13 protein-coding genes and 1 riboswitch are annotated in these 15,248 nt (G+C 65.6%); of the genes, 5 read left to right on the top strand and 8 right to left on the bottom strand.

Annotation, left to right across the window (positions count from 1 at the left end; genetic code table 11):
• Positions 1 to 3 precede the first annotated feature (3 nt).
• Positions 4 to 1,215, bottom strand: coding sequence for a precorrin-6y C5,15-methyltransferase (decarboxylating) subunit CbiE (gene cbiE / locus GA645_RS03420; RefSeq protein ID WP_152219946.1), 1,212 nt, complete (start codon positions 1,213 to 1,215; stop codon positions 4 to 6).
• Positions 1,216 to 1,285: 70 nt separating this feature from the next.
• Positions 1,286 to 1,530: riboswitch (cobalamin riboswitch) on the top strand.
• 86 nt (positions 1,531 to 1,616) lie between these two features.
• Here cbiE and cobG point away from each other — a divergent pair.
• The 4 genes from cobG to cobJ are packed head-to-tail and all read left to right on the top strand — an operon-like array spanning position 1,617 to position 5,971.
• Positions 1,617 to 2,963 carry a precorrin-3B synthase gene (cobG, locus tag GA645_RS03415; RefSeq protein ID WP_152219944.1) on the top strand — a complete coding sequence of 449 codons (1,347 nt, stop codon included), beginning with the start codon at positions 1,617 to 1,619 and terminating at the stop codon, positions 2,961 to 2,963.
• Complete coding sequence (locus GA645_RS03410; protein ID WP_152219942.1) at positions 2,956 to 3,582, top strand: precorrin-8X methylmutase; 627 nt, start codon at positions 2,956 to 2,958, stop codon at positions 3,580 to 3,582. Before cobG ends, GA645_RS03410 begins: the two co-directional genes overlap by 8 nt.
• Positions 3,582 to 4,322, top strand: a complete 741-nt coding sequence (locus tag GA645_RS03405) for a precorrin-2 C(20)-methyltransferase (protein ID WP_152219940.1) — start codon at positions 3,582 to 3,584, stop codon at positions 4,320 to 4,322. Before GA645_RS03410 ends, GA645_RS03405 begins: the two co-directional genes overlap by 1 nt.
• Positions 4,322 to 5,971 (top strand): precorrin-3B C(17)-methyltransferase, encoded by a 1,650-nt coding sequence (cobJ, locus tag GA645_RS03400; RefSeq protein WP_152219938.1) that lies wholly within the window; start codon positions 4,322 to 4,324, stop codon positions 5,969 to 5,971. Before GA645_RS03405 ends, cobJ begins: the two co-directional genes overlap by 1 nt.
• A 71-nt stretch (positions 5,972 to 6,042) precedes the next feature.
• Here cobJ and GA645_RS03395 read toward each other — a convergent pair whose 3' ends face one another.
• The 3 genes from GA645_RS03395 to GA645_RS03385 form a co-directional block, all read right to left on the bottom strand.
• Positions 6,043 to 6,231, bottom strand: a complete 189-nt coding sequence (locus GA645_RS03395) for a hypothetical protein (protein WP_152219936.1) — start codon at positions 6,229 to 6,231, stop codon at positions 6,043 to 6,045.
• A 177-nt stretch (positions 6,232 to 6,408) separates the two neighbouring features.
• Positions 6,409 to 6,906: a single-stranded DNA-binding protein gene (gene ssb, locus GA645_RS03390; protein ID WP_152219934.1), complete on the bottom strand. Its 498-nt coding sequence runs from the start codon at positions 6,904 to 6,906 to the stop codon at positions 6,409 to 6,411.
• Between the two features lie 18 nt (positions 6,907 to 6,924).
• A complete protein-coding gene (locus tag GA645_RS03385; RefSeq protein WP_152219932.1) occupies positions 6,925 to 8,313 on the bottom strand; it encodes an MFS transporter in 1,389 nt (462 codons plus the stop codon).
• Between the two features lie 214 nt (positions 8,314 to 8,527).
• Here GA645_RS03385 and uvrA point away from each other — a divergent pair, with 214 nt between their 5' ends.
• Positions 8,528 to 11,362 (top strand): excinuclease ABC subunit UvrA, encoded by a 2,835-nt coding sequence (uvrA, locus tag GA645_RS03380; protein WP_152219930.1) that lies wholly within the window; start codon positions 8,528 to 8,530, stop codon positions 11,360 to 11,362.
• A gap of 119 nt (positions 11,363 to 11,481) precedes the next feature.
• On the opposite strand, the gene bfr is transcribed toward uvrA, so the two are convergent.
• From bfr to rpoA, 4 genes are all read right to left on the bottom strand, one after another.
• A complete protein-coding gene (gene bfr / locus GA645_RS03375; RefSeq protein WP_152219928.1) occupies positions 11,482 to 11,946 on the bottom strand; it encodes a bacterioferritin in 465 nt (154 codons plus the stop codon).
• 133 nt (positions 11,947 to 12,079) lie between these two features.
• On the bottom strand, positions 12,080 to 13,528 hold the full coding sequence (gene katA, locus GA645_RS03370; protein WP_152219926.1) for a catalase KatA: 1,449 nt from the start codon (positions 13,526 to 13,528) through the stop codon (positions 12,080 to 12,082).
• A gap of 264 nt (positions 13,529 to 13,792) precedes the next feature.
• Positions 13,793 to 14,182 (bottom strand): 50S ribosomal protein L17, encoded by a 390-nt coding sequence (gene rplQ, locus GA645_RS03365; RefSeq protein ID WP_015475338.1) that lies wholly within the window; start codon positions 14,180 to 14,182, stop codon positions 13,793 to 13,795.
• 43 nt (positions 14,183 to 14,225) lie between these two features.
• Positions 14,226 to 15,227: a DNA-directed RNA polymerase subunit alpha gene (rpoA, locus tag GA645_RS03360; RefSeq protein WP_009617182.1), complete on the bottom strand. Its 1,002-nt coding sequence runs from the start codon at positions 15,225 to 15,227 to the stop codon at positions 14,226 to 14,228.
• Between the last annotated feature and the right edge of the window lie 21 nt (positions 15,228 to 15,248).

Raw genomic sequence — 15,248 nt, 5'->3', positions numbered from 1 at the left:
GGTTCAGTCGGCCAGCGGTTTCCAGACTTCCAACAGGGTAATCGGCAACGCCGCGCGCCAGGTATCGAAGCCACCCAGCGGCTGGGCCTGGGCCACGGAAAGACGGGTCAGTTCGCCGCCGATACGTTCGCGCCAGCTCACCAGCATCGCCTCGCTCTGCAGCGTAACGGCATTGGCCACCAGCCGGCCGCCGGGTTTGAGCTGATCCCAGCAGTGCTCGAGGACACCGGGCACGGTCACACCGCCGCCGATGAAGATGGCGTCGGGGCGCGCCAGCCCCTGCAAGGCTTCCGGCACCGCGCCGCAGACCAGTTGCAGGGCCGGTACACCGAGGGCGTCGCGGTTGAAACGAATATGCGCCTGACGTCCGTCATTCGCTTCGATGGCCAGGGCACGGCAGGTAGGGTGGGCGCGCATCCATTCGATACCGATGGAGCCGCACCCGGCGCCGACATCCCACAGCAGTTCACCCGGCCGGGGCGCCAGCCGTGCCAGGGTCACAGCGCGCACATCGCGCTTGGTCAGTTGCCCGTCGTGGCGGAAGGCGTCATCCGGCAGGCCGGTGGTCAGCGGCAGGCGCAAGGCGTCGGCGCCCGCCACGCACTCCAGCGCCACCAGGTTCAGTGTGGCGGCCTCGCCCGGGGACCAGTCGCTGGCCAGCCCGTCGATGCGCCGCTCGGACTCGCCACCCAGATGCTCCAGCACACTGATCCGGCTCGGGCCGAAGCCGCGTTCGCAAATCAGCGCAGCGATGGCGGCGGGGCTGTCGCCGTCATTGCTGAGGATCAGCAGCTTCGCGCCATCGTGGATCTGCGCGTTGAGCGCCGCCAGGGGACGCGCCACCAATGACAGCAGCACGCAGTCCTGCAGTGCCCAGCCCATCCGTGCGGCCGCCAGCGAGGCAGAGGACGGTGCGGAGAGTACCTGCATTTCCTCGGGTGGAATCTGACGGGCAAGGCTCGCCCCGACACCGAACAGCATCGGGTCGCCGCTGGCCAGCACGCAAGTCGGCTCGCCTCGCCGGCGCAACACCGGCTCCAGGCTGAACGGGCTGGGCCAGGCCTGGCGGTTGGCGCGCAGGCAGTGCGGCAGCAGTTCCAACTGGCGCGGCGCGCCGATCACCTCGCTGGCGGCAAGCAGGGCGCGGCGCGCGGCCTTGCCGAGGCCGGCATAACCGTCCTCGCCGATGCCGACAATGGTCAGCCAAGGCGTCATGGGAATTCCTCTGAAGGGGTGCGACGATCGATCCGACGGGCAGGCTTGTTCCGCCCTCGGGCAAAGCAGGCATAATACCCGCATCGTCGGTGCTCGTAGGACGCTTCGCTGCTTGAAGGCGACGCATCCGGGAGCCGAAGAGGGAACACGGAAAAACCGTGGCTGCCCCCGCAACTGTAAGCAGCGAGTCCGCGCAACTCGATCGCCTGGCAGGCAAGTGCCCGCTGCCGTCGATCCGGCCACTGGGAAACCGGGAAGGCCGCGCTGGATGAGGACCTGCCAGCCAGGAGACCTGCCGACGAGACCAGTCGCGCGTGCAGACATCGAGCGGGGTGTATCGGTGTCGTGAAGTCCCCTTTGGGGGATTCGCAGGTCACCGCGACCCAGCCCTGGTGACCTGAGTGCACGACTCATCTGCCCTGCCCGTCCGAGCTTCGGCCTGCCCCGGCCTGCTGCGCATCGTGGCCTCCCGCGATGGCGGCATCTGCCGCATCAAGCTGCCCTGCGGGCAACTCGATGCCCGCGCCGCACGCGCCATCGCCCTGGCCGCTGAGCGCCATGCTGATAGTGTTCTGGAAGCGACCAACCGCGCCAACCTGCAGATCCGCGGCGTACATGCCGGCGCCGAAAATGCGTTGAGCCGCGAGCTGCTGGCCGCTGGCCTGGGCCCTCGCGAGCTGGCGGCGGACGACGTGCGCAACCTGCTGGTCAGCCCGGCTATCGGCCTGGATGCCGCTACGGCATTCGATGCCGCACCACTGGCGCGCCAGCTGCTCGACCTGCTGGAGCGCACCCCGCGTTTCCATGGTCTGTCGGCCAAGTTCGGTGTGCATCTGGACGGCGGTGAGGCCATGGCAATGCTGGAGCACCCCAACGATATCTGGCTGTCGGCCATGTCCGACGACAAAGCACCGCTGTTCGCCTTCGGCCTGGCCGGCTGCCCGCCGCAGCAGGAGACCGATCGCCCCGCCCTTGCCGCCGTGACCACCGAGCGGTTGCCCTTGCTGGTTGAAGCCCTGCTGCACCTGTTCCTCGATCTCGCCGGCGACGGCCAGACACGCATGCGTCATCTGCGCGAGATGCTCGGCGACGAGGTGCTGCTGGAGCACCTGCAGCAACGCCTGCCCTTCGCGCTGCAACTCGGCCCGACTGTGGATAACTGGAGGCGTCCTGCGCCGGCAGCTTTCGGCCATCTCGGGATATGTCCTCAGCGTCAGCCAGAGCGCGTCATGGTCGGTGCAGGATTCGTCCTCGGACGCCTCGACAGCAGCACCCTGTTCGGCCTTGCCGAACTGGCGGAGCGCTTCAGCGGCGGCCAGCTGCGTCTGACACCCTGGCAGAGTCTGATCCTGCCGGACGTGGCGCAGGTCGACGCCGCCATAGTGCTCGCAACCCTTGGCAACCTCGGGCTGCTGATCGATCCCGCCCAGCCGCTGTCGCGCATCGTCGCCTGCAGCGGCTCCAGCGGTTGCGCACGCGGGCTGGCCGACACCAAGGCCGATGCCCTGCGCCTGGCCGAGCGACTGCACCACACGCCGCCGGACGGCGTGCATTTGTGCGGCTGCCCGCGCTCCTGCGCCGCCGCCCACGTAGTGCCCTACACCCTGTTGGCCGTCGCCGACGGCCGCTATGACCTGTTCCGTCGCGCCGATGGCGTGGCCGGCTTCGGCCAGCCGCTGGCGCGCAACCTTTCCCTCGATGCCGCCGGCGACCTGCTGGCCGCACCTGGAGCCTCTATCGATGCTTGATTACATTCGCGACGGCCAGGCGATCTATCGCCAATCCTTCGCCACCATCCGCGCCGAAGCCGACCTCACCGGCATCCCGGCCGACCTGGAGAAACTGGCCGTGCGCGTAATCCACGCCTGCGGCATGGTCGACGTGGTGCAGGACCTGCGCTTCTCCGCCGGCGCCGGTGCCATCGGCCGCGCGGCGTTGGCCGCGGGCGCGCCGATTCTCTGCGATGCGCGGATGGTCGCCGAGGGCATCACCCGCGCGCGCCTGCCGGCACACAACGAGGTGATCTGCACCCTCAACGATCCGGATGTTCCGGCGCTCGCCCGCGAGCTCGGCAACACCCGCTCAGCGGTGGCCCTGGAGCACTGGCGCGAGCACCTCGAAGGCGCCGTGGTGGTGATCGGCAACGCGCCGACCGCCCTCTTCTACCTGCTGGAAATGCTCGACGCCGGCGCGCCGAAACCGGCACTGATCCTCGGCTTCCCGGTGGGCTTCGTCGGTGCAATGGAATCCAAGGACGCCCTCGCCGCCGACAGCCGTAGCGTGCCCTACGTGATCGTGCGAGGCCGCCGTGGCGGCAGCGCGATGGCCGCCGCGGCGGTGAACGCCCTGGCCACGGAGGTGGAGTGATGACCGGCCGCCTCATCGGCCTGGGCGTCGGCCCAGGTGACCCGGAACTGCTGACCCTCAAGGCCCTGCGCCTGCTGCGCGCGTCCCCGGTGATCGGCTACTTCGTGGCCAAGGCCAAGCACCACGCCGGCCAGGGCGGCAACGCCTTCGCCATCATCGAGGAGCACCTGCTGGAGTCACAGCAGCGCCTGCCGCTGGTCTACCCGGTGACCACCGAGAAACTGGAGCCGCCGCTGACCTACGAAGGCGTGATCAGCGACTTCTACGACACCGCTGCCGAGCAGGTGGCCGCGCACCTGGACGCCGGCCGCGACGTGGCGGTGATCTGCGAGGGCGATCCGTTCTTCTACGGCTCCTACATGTACCTGCATGACCGTCTTTCGGAGCGGTATGACACCGAAGTCGTACCCGGCGTCTGCTCGATGCTCGGCAGCGCGGCGGTGCTCGGCGTGCCGCTGGTGTACCGCAACCAGAGCCTGTCGGTGCTTTCCGGCGTGCTTCCCGAGGACGAGCTGAAAAACCGCCTCGCCGACGCCGATGCGGCGGTGGTGATGAAGCTCGGCCGTAACTTCGAGAAGGTCCGCCGCGTGCTGCGCGAACTGGGCCGCGACGGCGGCGCCCACTACGTCGAGCGCGCGACCATGCGCGAGCAACGCATCGTCGCACTGGATGAGGTCGATCCGATGGCCTCGCCCTACTTCTCGATGATCGTCATCCCCGGCCAGCGGTGGAACGGCTGATGCGCGCCGCCATCGTCATTCTCGGCCAGGGCGCACTGGCCACCGCGCGACGCCTGCGGGGCGTTTATCCACAAGCGCGGGTGCTGGGCCTGAAGGACCGCGTCGAAGGCGCCGATGAGTCCTACGCGAACTTCGGCGATACCCTGCGCCAGCTTTACCGTGACGACACGCCGATCATCGCCCTGTGCGCCGCCGGCATCGTCATCCGCACCCTCGCCCCGCTGCTCGCCGAGAAAGGTGCTGAGCCACCAGTGCTGGCCGTGGCGGAAGACGGCAGTGCGGTGGTGCCACTGCTCGGCGGACTGGGCGGGGTGAACCGCATGGCCCGCGAGATCGCCGCCGCACTGGAAGTGGCGCCGGCCATCACCACCAGCGGCGAGCTGCGCTTCGGCGCCTGCCTGCTCGATCCGCCGCAAGGCTACGCACTGGCCGACATCGAACAAGGCAAGCGCTTCATCTCCGACCTGCTGGGCGGCGACACCCTGCGCATCGAAGGCGACGCGCCCTGGCTGGACGAGTTGGACCTGCCACTGGCCGAAGACGCCGCGCACACCCTGCGCATCGACGCTCGCGCCGAGGGCATCGCGCAGAACGAGCTGCGCATCCATCCGCGCATCGTCCTAGCCCACGTCACACGGGGCAATTCTCAGCTACCCGAGCGCATCCGCCAGGGCCTGGCACAGGCCGGGCTGGCGGAAGCATCGCTGGCCGCACTGGTGGCGCCGCGCTGCCGCATGGCCGATCCGACGCTGGCCAATGCGGCCTGTGAACTGGGCGTGCCGCTGCGGTTCATGCGCGGCGACGAGGAGCTGCCGCCTGAGGTGCTGCACGACGACTCCTTCCACCTGCACCGCACCACAACGCCCGCCGAAGCCGAGCGCATCGGCCAGCCACGCGGACGGCTCAGCGTGATCGGCCTAGGCCCTGGCGCCAGCGACTACATGATCCCTGCCGTGCGCCGCGCGCTGGACGAGGCGCAGGACCTGCTCGGCTACGAGACCTACGTGAAGATGGCCGAGCCGCTGCGCGATGATCAGGTGCGCCACTGCACCGACAATCGCGAAGAGATGCAGCGTGCCCGCCATGCCTTCGAACTGGCCGCCAGCGGCCGGCGCGTGGTGGTGATTTCCTCCGGCGACCCCGGCGTCTTCGCCATGGCCGCCGCGGTAATGGAAGCGCTGCACGAGAGCAGCGAAGCAGACTGGCACGGCGTGGAGCTGGAGGTACTGCCCGGCGTGTCCGCCGCGCTGGCCGCCGCCGCCAAGGCCGGCGCTCCGCTGGGGCACGATTTCTGTCTGATCTCCCTGTCCGACAACCTCAAGCCCTGGGACGTGATCGAGAAGCGCCTGGATCATGCCGGCGCCGCCGACCTGGCCATGGCCTTCTACAACCCCATTTCCAAGGCTCGTCCCTGGCAACTGGGCCGAGCACTGGAGATCATCCGCCGCCATCGCACAGCGGAAACCCTGGTGGTGCTCGGCCGCGACATCGGCCGCCCGGCCGAGGCGCTGCGCGTCGTCACCCTTGGTGAGCTGGTGCCGGAGATGGTCGACATGCGCACCCTGGTGATCGTCGGCTCGTCGCTGACCCGACGCTTCTCCCGCGCAGGTGGTGGCGACTGGGTGTACACGCCGCGCTGGTATCGCTGAAACCGCCATAGGGCGTACAACCGTTCGCGGTTGTACGCCTGCCGGGGGCTCCGACAGGCGTACAACGTCCATCAGAACTCTGCCGCGTGGCGGTGGCGCGTCTCCAGTTCCAGGGCAACGCGGTAGGCAAGCGCCTCGCGCTCGGTGTGGAAGATGCCGACCAGCTGGCCTTCCTGGTACACATCCCAGCAACGCCCGCCCAGGGCGCGAAACTCGCGGGATTTATGGTCGTCGTCACGCTCGGTCACTGTAATGCTCATGTCTTTTCTTCTCCGGTTTTGCCGCACATCAAGGCAAGGCCAGAATCATTTAATTAGCTAGCTAATTAAATAGCGACTATCGAGAAAGACTGTTACGAGCATTCGCCAAAACGGCCGTCCCAGAAACGCAAAAGCGCAGCTCGAAGGCTGCGCTCTTGGGGAGACGAACCGTTCGGTTTAGAACGGAATATCGTCGTCGAAGCTGTCGTAGTCCGGAGCCGGCTGCGGCGCGGGCTGGGACTGCTGCTGCGGGGCCGGACGCGGCGCCTGCTGCGGACGCTGTTGCGGCTCGCGCGGGGCGCGCGGAGCGTCGTCACCACCGGCACCCGGACGGCCGCCGAGCAGCTGCATGTTGCCGTTGATGTCGACCACGATTTCGGTGGTGTACTTGTCCTGACCGTCCTGGCCCTGCCACTTGCGGGTACGCAGGCTGCCTTCGACGTAGATCTGCGAGCCCTTGCGCACGTACTCGGCGACGATTTCCGCCAGGCGACCGAAGAACACCACGCGGTGCCACTCGGTACGCTCCTGCTGCTGGCCGGTCTGCTTGTCCTTCCAGCTCTCGCTGGTGGCCAGGGTGACGTTGGTCACCGCGTTGCCGTTGGGCATGTAACGGGTTTCCGGATCGCCACCGACGTTACCCACCAGAATGACTTTGTTAACCCCACGGGCCATGACGCTCTCCTAAAGGCTTCAGCACGTCGCCGGCTCGGCACCGGCGAGGCGCTCGAGGGACGTGCGATCCACTTGTTGGGAATCTACTTTGACATAAGCGGCGGCCTCTTCGATGACCACCATCACATCGCTCACACCGGGCAATGCCTTGAAACGCTCGGCCAACGAGGCATCGCGCAGCGCCTCATCGGACAGAGGCAGGCGAATGCTCGTTACATACGGCGGTTCACGCATGGTAACAGCAATCGCCAGCCAGATGGCAGCGAGGACGGCGCAGCCGATGAATACCCCGTTCAGGCCACCGTGCTGGAACATCCAGCCCCCCATGATGCCGCCCACCGCGGCACCGAGGAACTGGCTGGTGGAGTACACGCCCATCGCAGTGCCCTTGCCGCCGGCGGGCGAAACCTTGCTCACCAGCGAAGGCAGCGAGGCCTCCAGCAGGTTGAACGCGGTGAAGTAGACGATGATGCCGAACACCAGTTCGTTGAGGCTGTCACCGAACGCCCAGAAGTACAGCTCACAGAGCATCAGGGTCGCCACCGCGCCACTCAGAACGCGCTTCATCTGACGCTTTTTCTCGGCGTAGATGATGAACGGTACCATGCCGAAGAAGCCGACCAGCAATGCGGTCAGATACACCCACCAGTGCTGTTCCTTGGGCAACCCGGCGCGCTCCACCAGCGCCAGCGGCAGGGCCACGAAGCTGGCCATGAGGATGGCGTGCAGGACCAGTATGCCGGCGTCCAGGCGCAGCAGCTCGCCGTTCTTCAGGGTCGGGATCAGCGACTGCTTGGCCACGCTGGATTCGCGGTGCTGCATGCGGTGATCCGGCGTCGGCACGACGAACAGGATGATCAGCATGCCCACCAGCGCCATGCCGGCGGTGAACCAGAACAGGCCGTGCAGGCCGAACCAGTGGGTCAGCACGGGGCCTGCGACCATGGCCACGGCGAAGGATACGCCGATGCTCATGCCGATCATCGCCATGGCCTTGGTGCGATGCTGCTCGCGGGTGAGGTCGGAGAGCATCGCCATCACGGCGGCGGAGATCGCCCCGGCGCCCTGCAGCACGCGGCCGGCGATGATGCCCCAGATGGAGTCGGCGTTGGCCGCCAGCGCGGCGCCAGCGGCGAACACCAGCAGGCCGACGACGATGATCGGCCGGCGGCCGATACGGTCGGACAAGGTGCCCAGGGGAATCTGCAGGATGGCCTGGGTCAGGCCATAGGCGCCGATGGCCAGGCCGATCAGGGCCGGGGTCGCGCCGGCGAGGTCCTGGCCGTAGGTCGCCAGGACCGGCAGGACCATGAACATGCCGAGCATGCGGAACGCGAAGACCAGGGACAGGCCTGCGGCCGCGCGGGTTTCGGTGCCACTCATGCGCTCAGTGTGGGAATCGTGCATAAGCCCCTCGTGGGAAGACGGATTTGGGAAACGCGCTGAAAGGCCCCCGTGACGGCGTGCCCTTCCATTCCGCGAAGGGCCGGCTGTCGCCAACGCCGAAAAATAGCCGGGCATTCTACCAGTCCTGCGGCCCGCCAGCACACTCGCGCAACTTTGCCGCGCACGGATGGCCGGCCGTATACTCAGCGGTTTTCGCCCGCCATGCGAGGCCGCTGTGGACAAGATCCTCATCCGTGGGGCACGTACCCACAACCTGAAGAACATCGACCTGACCCTGCCGCGCGACAAGCTGATCGTGATTACCGGCCTGTCCGGTTCCGGCAAGTCTTCCCTGGCCTTCGACACGCTCTATGCCGAGGGTCAGCGCCGCTATGTGGAATCCCTGTCGGCCTACGCCCGGCAGTTCCTCTCGATGATGGAAAAGCCTGACGTCGACACCATCGAGGGTCTGTCGCCGGCGATTTCCATCGAGCAGAAGTCCACCTCGCACAACCCGCGCTCCACCGTGGGCACCATCACCGAGATCTACGATTACCTGCGCCTTCTCTATGCGCGCGTGGGTATTCCCCGCTGCCCGGACCACGACATCCCGCTGGAGGCGCAGACCGTCAGCCAGATGGTCGACCAGGTGCTGGCGCTGCCCGAAGGCCGCAAGCTGATGCTGCTGGCCCCGGTGATCCGCGAGCGCAAGGGCGAGCACCTGGCGGTGTTCGAGGAGATGCGCGCCCAGGGTTTCGTCCGCGCCCGCGTCGACGGCAAGCTTTACGAGCTGGACGAGCTGCCCAAGCTGGACAAGAAGCTCAAGCACTCCATCGACGTGGTGGTTGACCGCTTCAAGGTCCGTGGCGACCTGCAGCAGCGCCTGGCCGAGTCCTTCGAGACGGCGATCAACCTGGCCGATGGCATCGCGCTCGTGGCTCCGATGGACGATGAAGAAGGCGAAGAGATGATCTTCTCCGCCCGCTTCGCCTGCCCGATCTGCGGGCACTCCATCAGCGAGCTGGAACCCAAGCTGTTTTCCTTCAACAACCCGGCCGGCGCCTGCCCGACCTGCGACGGCCTGGGCGTAAAGCAGTTCTTCGACGCACGTCGTGTGGTCAATGGTGAGCTGACCCTGGCCGAGGGCGCGATCCGCGGCTGGGACCGGCGAAACGTCTATTACTTCCAGATGCTCGGCTCGCTGGCCGGGCACTTCGGCTTCAGCCTGGAGGAGCCCTTCCAGGACCTCGATGCGGAGCACCAGAAGTTCATCCTCAACGGTTCGGGCCGCGAGAACGTCGAGTTCCGGTACCTCAACGACCGTGGCGACATCGTCAAGCGCGCGCACCCGTTCGAGGGCATCCTTCCGAACCTGGAACGTCGCTACCGCGAGACCGAGTCGGCCACCGTGCGCGAGGAGCTGGCCAAGTTCCTCAGCACCCAGCCCTGCCCGGACTGCCACGGCACCCGCCTGCGCCGCGAGGCGCGCCATGTATGGGTGGGCGACAAGACCCTGCCGGCGATCACCTCGATGCCGGTGGGCACCGCTTGTGAGTACGCCGAGGGCCTGACCCTGACCGGCCGTCGCGGCGAGATCGCCTCCAAAATCCTCAAGGAGATCCGCGAGCGCCTGCAGTTCCTGGTCAACGTCGGCCTCGACTACCTGACCCTGGACCGCAGCGCCGATACCCTGTCCGGCGGCGAGGCCCAGCGCATCCGACTGGCCAGCCAGATCGGCGCGGGCCTCGTAGGCGTGATGTACATCCTCGACGAGCCGTCCATCGGCCTGCACCAGCGCGACAACGAGCGCCTGCTGGGCACCCTCACCCACCTGCGCAACCTGGGCAACACGGTGATCGTGGTCGAACACGACGAGGACGCCATCCGCCTCGCCGACTACGTCGTGGACATCGGCCCCGGTGCCGGCGTGCACGGCGGGCAGATCGTCGCCGAGGGCACGCCGCAGCAGGTCATGGACCACCCGGGCTCGGTCACCGGCGCCTACCTGTCCGGCCGCACCAAGATCCTCGTGCCCGCCGAGCGCACTCCGCGCAACAAGAAGCAGTTGCTCAAGCTCAAGGGCGCGCGCGGCAACAACCTGCAGAACGTCAACCTGGAAATCCCGGTCGGCCTGTTCACCTGCATCACCGGCGTCTCCGGCTCGGGCAAGTCGACGCTGATCAACAACACCCTGTTTCCAATCACCGCCACCGCGCTCAACGGCGCAACCACGCTGGAAGTCGCCCCCCACGACTCGTTCGACGGCTTGCAGCACCTGGACAAGGTGGTGGACATCGACCAGAGCCCGATCGGCCGCACCCCGCGTTCCAACCCGGCGACCTACACCGGGCTGTTCACGCCCATCCGCGAGCTGTTCGCCGGCGTGCCGGAAGCCCGTTCGCGCGGCTATGGCCCTGGGCGCTTCTCGTTCAACGTGAAGGGTGGCCGCTGCGAGGCCTGCCAGGGCGACGGCGTGATCAAGGTGGAGATGCACTTCCTGCCGGACATCTACGTCCCCTGCGACGTCTGCAAGGGCAAGCGCTACAACCGCGAAACCCTGGAAGTCCGCTACAAGGGCAAGAGCATCACCGAGGTGCTGGACATGACCATCGAGGACGCCCGCGCGTTCTTCGACGCCGTGCCGGCCATCGCCCGCAAGCTGCAGACGCTGATGGATGTCGGCCTGTCGTACATCAAGCTGGGCCAGAGCGCGACCACGTTGTCCGGTGGTGAGGCACAGCGAGTGAAGCTGTCCCGCGAGCTGTCCAAGCGCGATACCGGCAAGACCCTGTACATCCTCGATGAGCCGACCACCGGCCTGCACTTCGCGGACATCCAGCAACTGCTCGACGTGCTGCACCGCCTGCGCGACCACGGCAACACCGTGGTGGTCATCGAGCACAACCTGGACGTGATCAAGACGGCCGACTGGTTGGTCGACCTCGGCCCCGAGGGCGGCTCCAAGGGCGGCCAGATCATCGCCACCGGAACGCCGGAGCAGGTCGCGGAGTTGGAAGTGTCCCACACCGGGCACTTCCTCAAGCCGCTGCTGGAGCGCGATCGGGCCTGATCTGTACCGGCATGAAAAAGCCCCTGCTGCCAATCGGCGCAGGGGCTTTTCTTTGTGCTCTTGTAGGAGTGGGCCATGCCCACGATTTGCGCGCATGGCGCGCACCTACAAGGTGCAGATCAGATCTGCGACTGCAGATAATTCTCCAGGCCCATCTTCTGGATCAGGCCCAGCTGCTGCTCCAGCCAGTAGGCGTGGTCTTCCTCGGTATCGGTCAACTGCACGCGGAGGATGTCGCGGGTGACGAAGTCCTTGTGCTTCTCGCACAGCGCGATGCCCTTGGCCAGGGCGGCGCGCACCTGGCGCTCCAGCTTGAGGTCGGCTTCGAGCATCGAAGGCACGGTCTTGCCCGGGTGGATGTCATCCGGACGCATGCGCGGGGTGCCTTCGAGCAGCAGGATGCGGCGCAGCAGGGCATCGGCGTGCTGGGTCTCTTCTTCCATTTCGTGGTTGAGGCGCTCGTAGAGCTTGGTGAAGCCCCAGTCCTCGTACATGCGCGAATGGATGAAGTACTGATCGCGAGCGGCCAGCTCACCGGTCAGTAGCGTGTTCAGATAGTCGATAACCTCGGCGTGGCCTTGCATCAGCCTTCTCCCTGGAACGTGACAGCAAATTAAACGGCGCTATGGTCCGGCTGGGCATGACCGGGGTCAAGCCCGCATTTGGCCTGAAACAAAGCCGCCCTCCGGAGAGGGCGGCGTGTTCTGACGCTTGAGCTTAGTCCAGCTTCAGGCCCAGTGCCTTCGTGACACCTTCTCCGTAGGCCGGATCGATCTTGAAGAACTGCGCGAGCTGACGACGCTGGATGGCTTCCGGCACGCCCGCCATATCAGCGGCGATGTTCTCGTACAAACGTTGCCGTTGGGGTGCGTCGAAAAGACGGAACAGCGCGGCCGGTTGACTGTAGTAGTCGTCGTCCACCCGGTGGTTCCAGTGGTCGGCAGCGCCCTCCAGGGTCAATGGAGGCTCGGAATAGTCCGGCTGCTCCTGCCACTGGTTGAAGCTGTTCGGCTCGTAGGTGACCGGCATGTCGCCATTGTTGCCGTCCACCCGCATGGCGCCGTCGCGGTGGTAGATGCGCGGATTGTTGCGCGCGGCGTTTACCGGGATCTGGTGGTGGTTCACGCCCAGGCGGTAGCGGTGCGCGTCGCCGTAGGAGAACAGGCGGCCCTGGAGCATCCTGTCTGGCGAGAAACCGATGCTGGGGACGATGTTCGCGGGGGAGAACGCGGACTGCTCGACTTCGGCAAAGTAGTTCGCCGGGTTCCGGTTGAGCTCGAAATAACCAACCTCGATCAACGGATAATCACCGTGAGGCCAGACCTTGGTAAGGTCGAACGGGTTGTAGCGGTAGGTCGACGCTTCCTTCTCCGGCATCACCTGCACATACATCGTCCAGCGCGGGAAATCGCCGCGTTCAATGGCGTCGTACAGGTCGCGCTGCGAGCTTTCGCGGTCGGTGCCGACCAGTTTCGCCGCCTCCTCGTTGCTCAGGTTCTCGATGCCCTGTTGGCTCTTGAAGTGGAACTTGACCCAGAAGCGCTCGTTGCTGGAGTTGATGAAGCTGAAGGTGTGGCTGCCGAAGCCATGGACGTGACGGTAGCTGCGCGGCAGGCCGCGGTCGCTGAAGTCGATGGTCAGCTGGTGCAGCGCTTCGGGCAGGTGCGAGAAGAAATCCCACTTCAGGGTGGCGTTGCGCAGGTTGGTGCGCGGATCGCGCTTCACCACATGGTTCAGGTCGGGGAATTTCATCGGGTCGCGGAAGTAGAAGACTGGCGTGTTGTTGCCCACCAGGTCCCAGTTGCCTTCCTCAGTGTAGAACTTCAGGGCGAAGCCACGGATATCGCGCTCGGCGTCTGCCGCACCACGCTCGCCGGCAACAGTGGAGAAGCGCAGAAACAGCGGGGTCTGCTTGCCGACCTGGGAGAACAGCTTCGCGCGGCTGTAGCGCGTGATGTCGTGGGTGACGGTGAAGGTGCCGTAGGCGGCGGAGCCCTTGGCGTGCATGCGGCGCTCAGGGATCACTTCGCGGTCGAAGTGCGCCAGTTTCTCCAGGAACCAGACATCCTGCAGCAGCATCGGGCCCCGCGGGCCGGCGGTCTGGACGTTCTGGTTATCGGCGACCGGCGCTCCGGCAGCGGTCGTCAGGCGGGTCTTGTCGCTCATCGTTACTCTCCTAAACGGCGGGTTCGGCATCCGGTGCTCACCAATGGGGTGAGCGCGGCCCGACATCCCGATCGGACAATTAAGCGCCTCCACGACTACCGGCTGTTGATCCAGCTCAGGCTCGCGGAAGTCGGCGTAGTCAAGGATCGGCGAGGAGAGGGTTGATCATCCAATTTATTGATTTGAGATGATCGATAGAGAAAAACTTTTCAATAGGCAATAAAAAACCGGGCACAGGGCCCGGTTTCTTATAAGGCGTGAACCTTACTCTGCAGCTTCTACTGCTTGGCCGCCAACAGCGCGGTCAATCAGCTCGACGTATGCCATGGGGGCATTGTCGCCAGCGCGGAAGCCGCACTTCAGGATGCGCAGGTAGCCGCCCGGACGGTTGGCGTAGCGCTTGCCCAGTTCGTTGAACAGCTTGCCTACGGCTTCTTTCGAACGGGTACGGTCGAAAGCGAGACGACGGTTGGCAACGCTATCCACTTTAGCCAGGGTGATCAGCGGCTCGGCAACGCGACGCAGTTCCTTGGCCTTGGGCAGGGTGGTTTTGATCAGTTCATGTTCGAAGAGCGACACAGCCATGTTCTGGAACATAGCCTTGCGGTGCGCGCTGGTGCGGCTCAGGTGACGACCACTTTTACGATGGCGCATGGTTCAATTCCTTTCCAAACTTTACGTTCGGTAGCTACGACGATCAGGCAGTAGCCTTGTCGTCTTTCTTGAGACTTGCCGGCGGCCAGTTGTCGAGGCGCATACCGAGGGACAGACCGCGAGAGGCCAGAACGTCCTTGATTTCGGTCAGGGACTTCTTGCCCAGGTTCGGCGTTTTGAGCAGCTCCACTTCGGTGCGCTGAATCAGATCACCGATGTAGTAGATGTTCTCTGCCTTCAGGCAGTTGGCCGAACGGACGGTCAGCTCCAGGTCATCGACCGGACGCAGCAGGATCGGATCGATCTCGTCTTCCTGCTCTTCAACGACGGGTTCGCTGTCGCCTTTGAGGTCCACGAACGCTGCCAGCTGCTGTTGCAGGATGGTAGCGGCGCGACGGATAGCCTCTTCAGGGTCCAGGGTGCCGTTGGTTTCCAGATCGAGGACCAGCTTGTCCAGGTTGGTACGCTGTTCGACACGGGCGTTCTCGACCACGTAGGCAACACGACGTACGGGGCTGAACGAGGCGTCGAGCTGAAGACGGCCAATGCTACGGCTTTCGTCTTCATCGCTCGAGCGGGCATCAGCCGGCTCGTAGCCACGGCCACGAGCGACTTTCAGCTTCATGTTCAGCGCGCCGTTATCGGCCAGGTGGGCGATAACATGGTCACCGTTGACGATCTCGACATCATGATCCAGCTGAATATCGGCAGCGGTCACCACACCCGAGCCCTTTTTCGCCAGGGTCAGCGTCACTTCGTCACGGCCGTGCAGCTTGATGGCCAGGCCTTTCAGGTTGAGCAGGATCTCGATGACATCTTCCTGCACACCTTCGATGGCGGAGTACTCATGGAGTACGCCGTCGATCTCGGCCTCGACTACTGCACAGCCGGGCATGGAGGACAACAGGATGCGACGCAGCGCGTTGCCCAGGGTATGGCCGAAACCACGCTCGAGGGGCTCGAGGGTGATCTTGGCACGGGTTTGGCTGACCACCTGCACATCGATGTGGCGGGGGGTCAGGAACTCATTTACCGAACTCTGCATGGATGCACCTATTTTCTAGCC

The organism is Pseudomonas sp. SCB32 (assembly GCF_009189165.1).
GTDB lineage: Bacteria > Pseudomonadota > Gammaproteobacteria > Pseudomonadales > Pseudomonadaceae > Pseudomonas.
The sequence above is the reverse complement of the archived record's forward strand: the minus strand, read 5'-3'. Positions and strand labels throughout refer to the sequence as shown.

Bases quoted from the DNA above. Each gene is read 5' to 3' on its own strand.
- cbiE (WP_152219946.1), bottom strand. From the start codon at position 1,215: ATGACGCCTTGGCTGACCATTGTCGGCATCGGCGAGGACGGTTATGCC.
- GA645_RS03410 (WP_152219942.1), top strand. From the start codon at position 2,956: ATGCTTGATTACATTCGCGACGGCCAGGCGATCTATCGCCAATCCTTC.
- GA645_RS03405 (WP_152219940.1), top strand. From the start codon at position 3,582: ATGACCGGCCGCCTCATCGGCCTGGGCGTCGGCCCAGGTGACCCGGAA.
- cobJ (WP_152219938.1), top strand. From the start codon at position 4,322: ATGCGCGCCGCCATCGTCATTCTCGGCCAGGGCGCACTGGCCACCGCG.
- GA645_RS03395 (WP_152219936.1), bottom strand. From the start codon at position 6,231: ATGAGCATTACAGTGACCGAGCGTGACGACGACCATAAATCCCGCGAG.
- ssb (WP_152219934.1), bottom strand. From the start codon at position 6,906: ATGGCCCGTGGGGTTAACAAAGTCATTCTGGTGGGTAACGTCGGTGGC.
- GA645_RS03385 (WP_152219932.1), bottom strand. From the start codon at position 8,313: ATGCACGATTCCCACACTGAGCGCATGAGTGGCACCGAAACCCGCGCG.
- bfr (WP_152219928.1), bottom strand. From the start codon at position 11,946: ATGCAAGGCCACGCCGAGGTTATCGACTATCTGAACACGCTACTGACC.
- katA (WP_152219926.1), bottom strand. From the start codon at position 13,528: ATGAGCGACAAGACCCGCCTGACGACCGCTGCCGGAGCGCCGGTCGCC.
- rplQ (WP_015475338.1), bottom strand. From the start codon at position 14,182: ATGCGCCATCGTAAAAGTGGTCGTCACCTGAGCCGCACCAGCGCGCAC.
- rpoA (WP_009617182.1), bottom strand. From the start codon at position 15,227: ATGCAGAGTTCGGTAAATGAGTTCCTGACCCCCCGCCACATCGATGTG.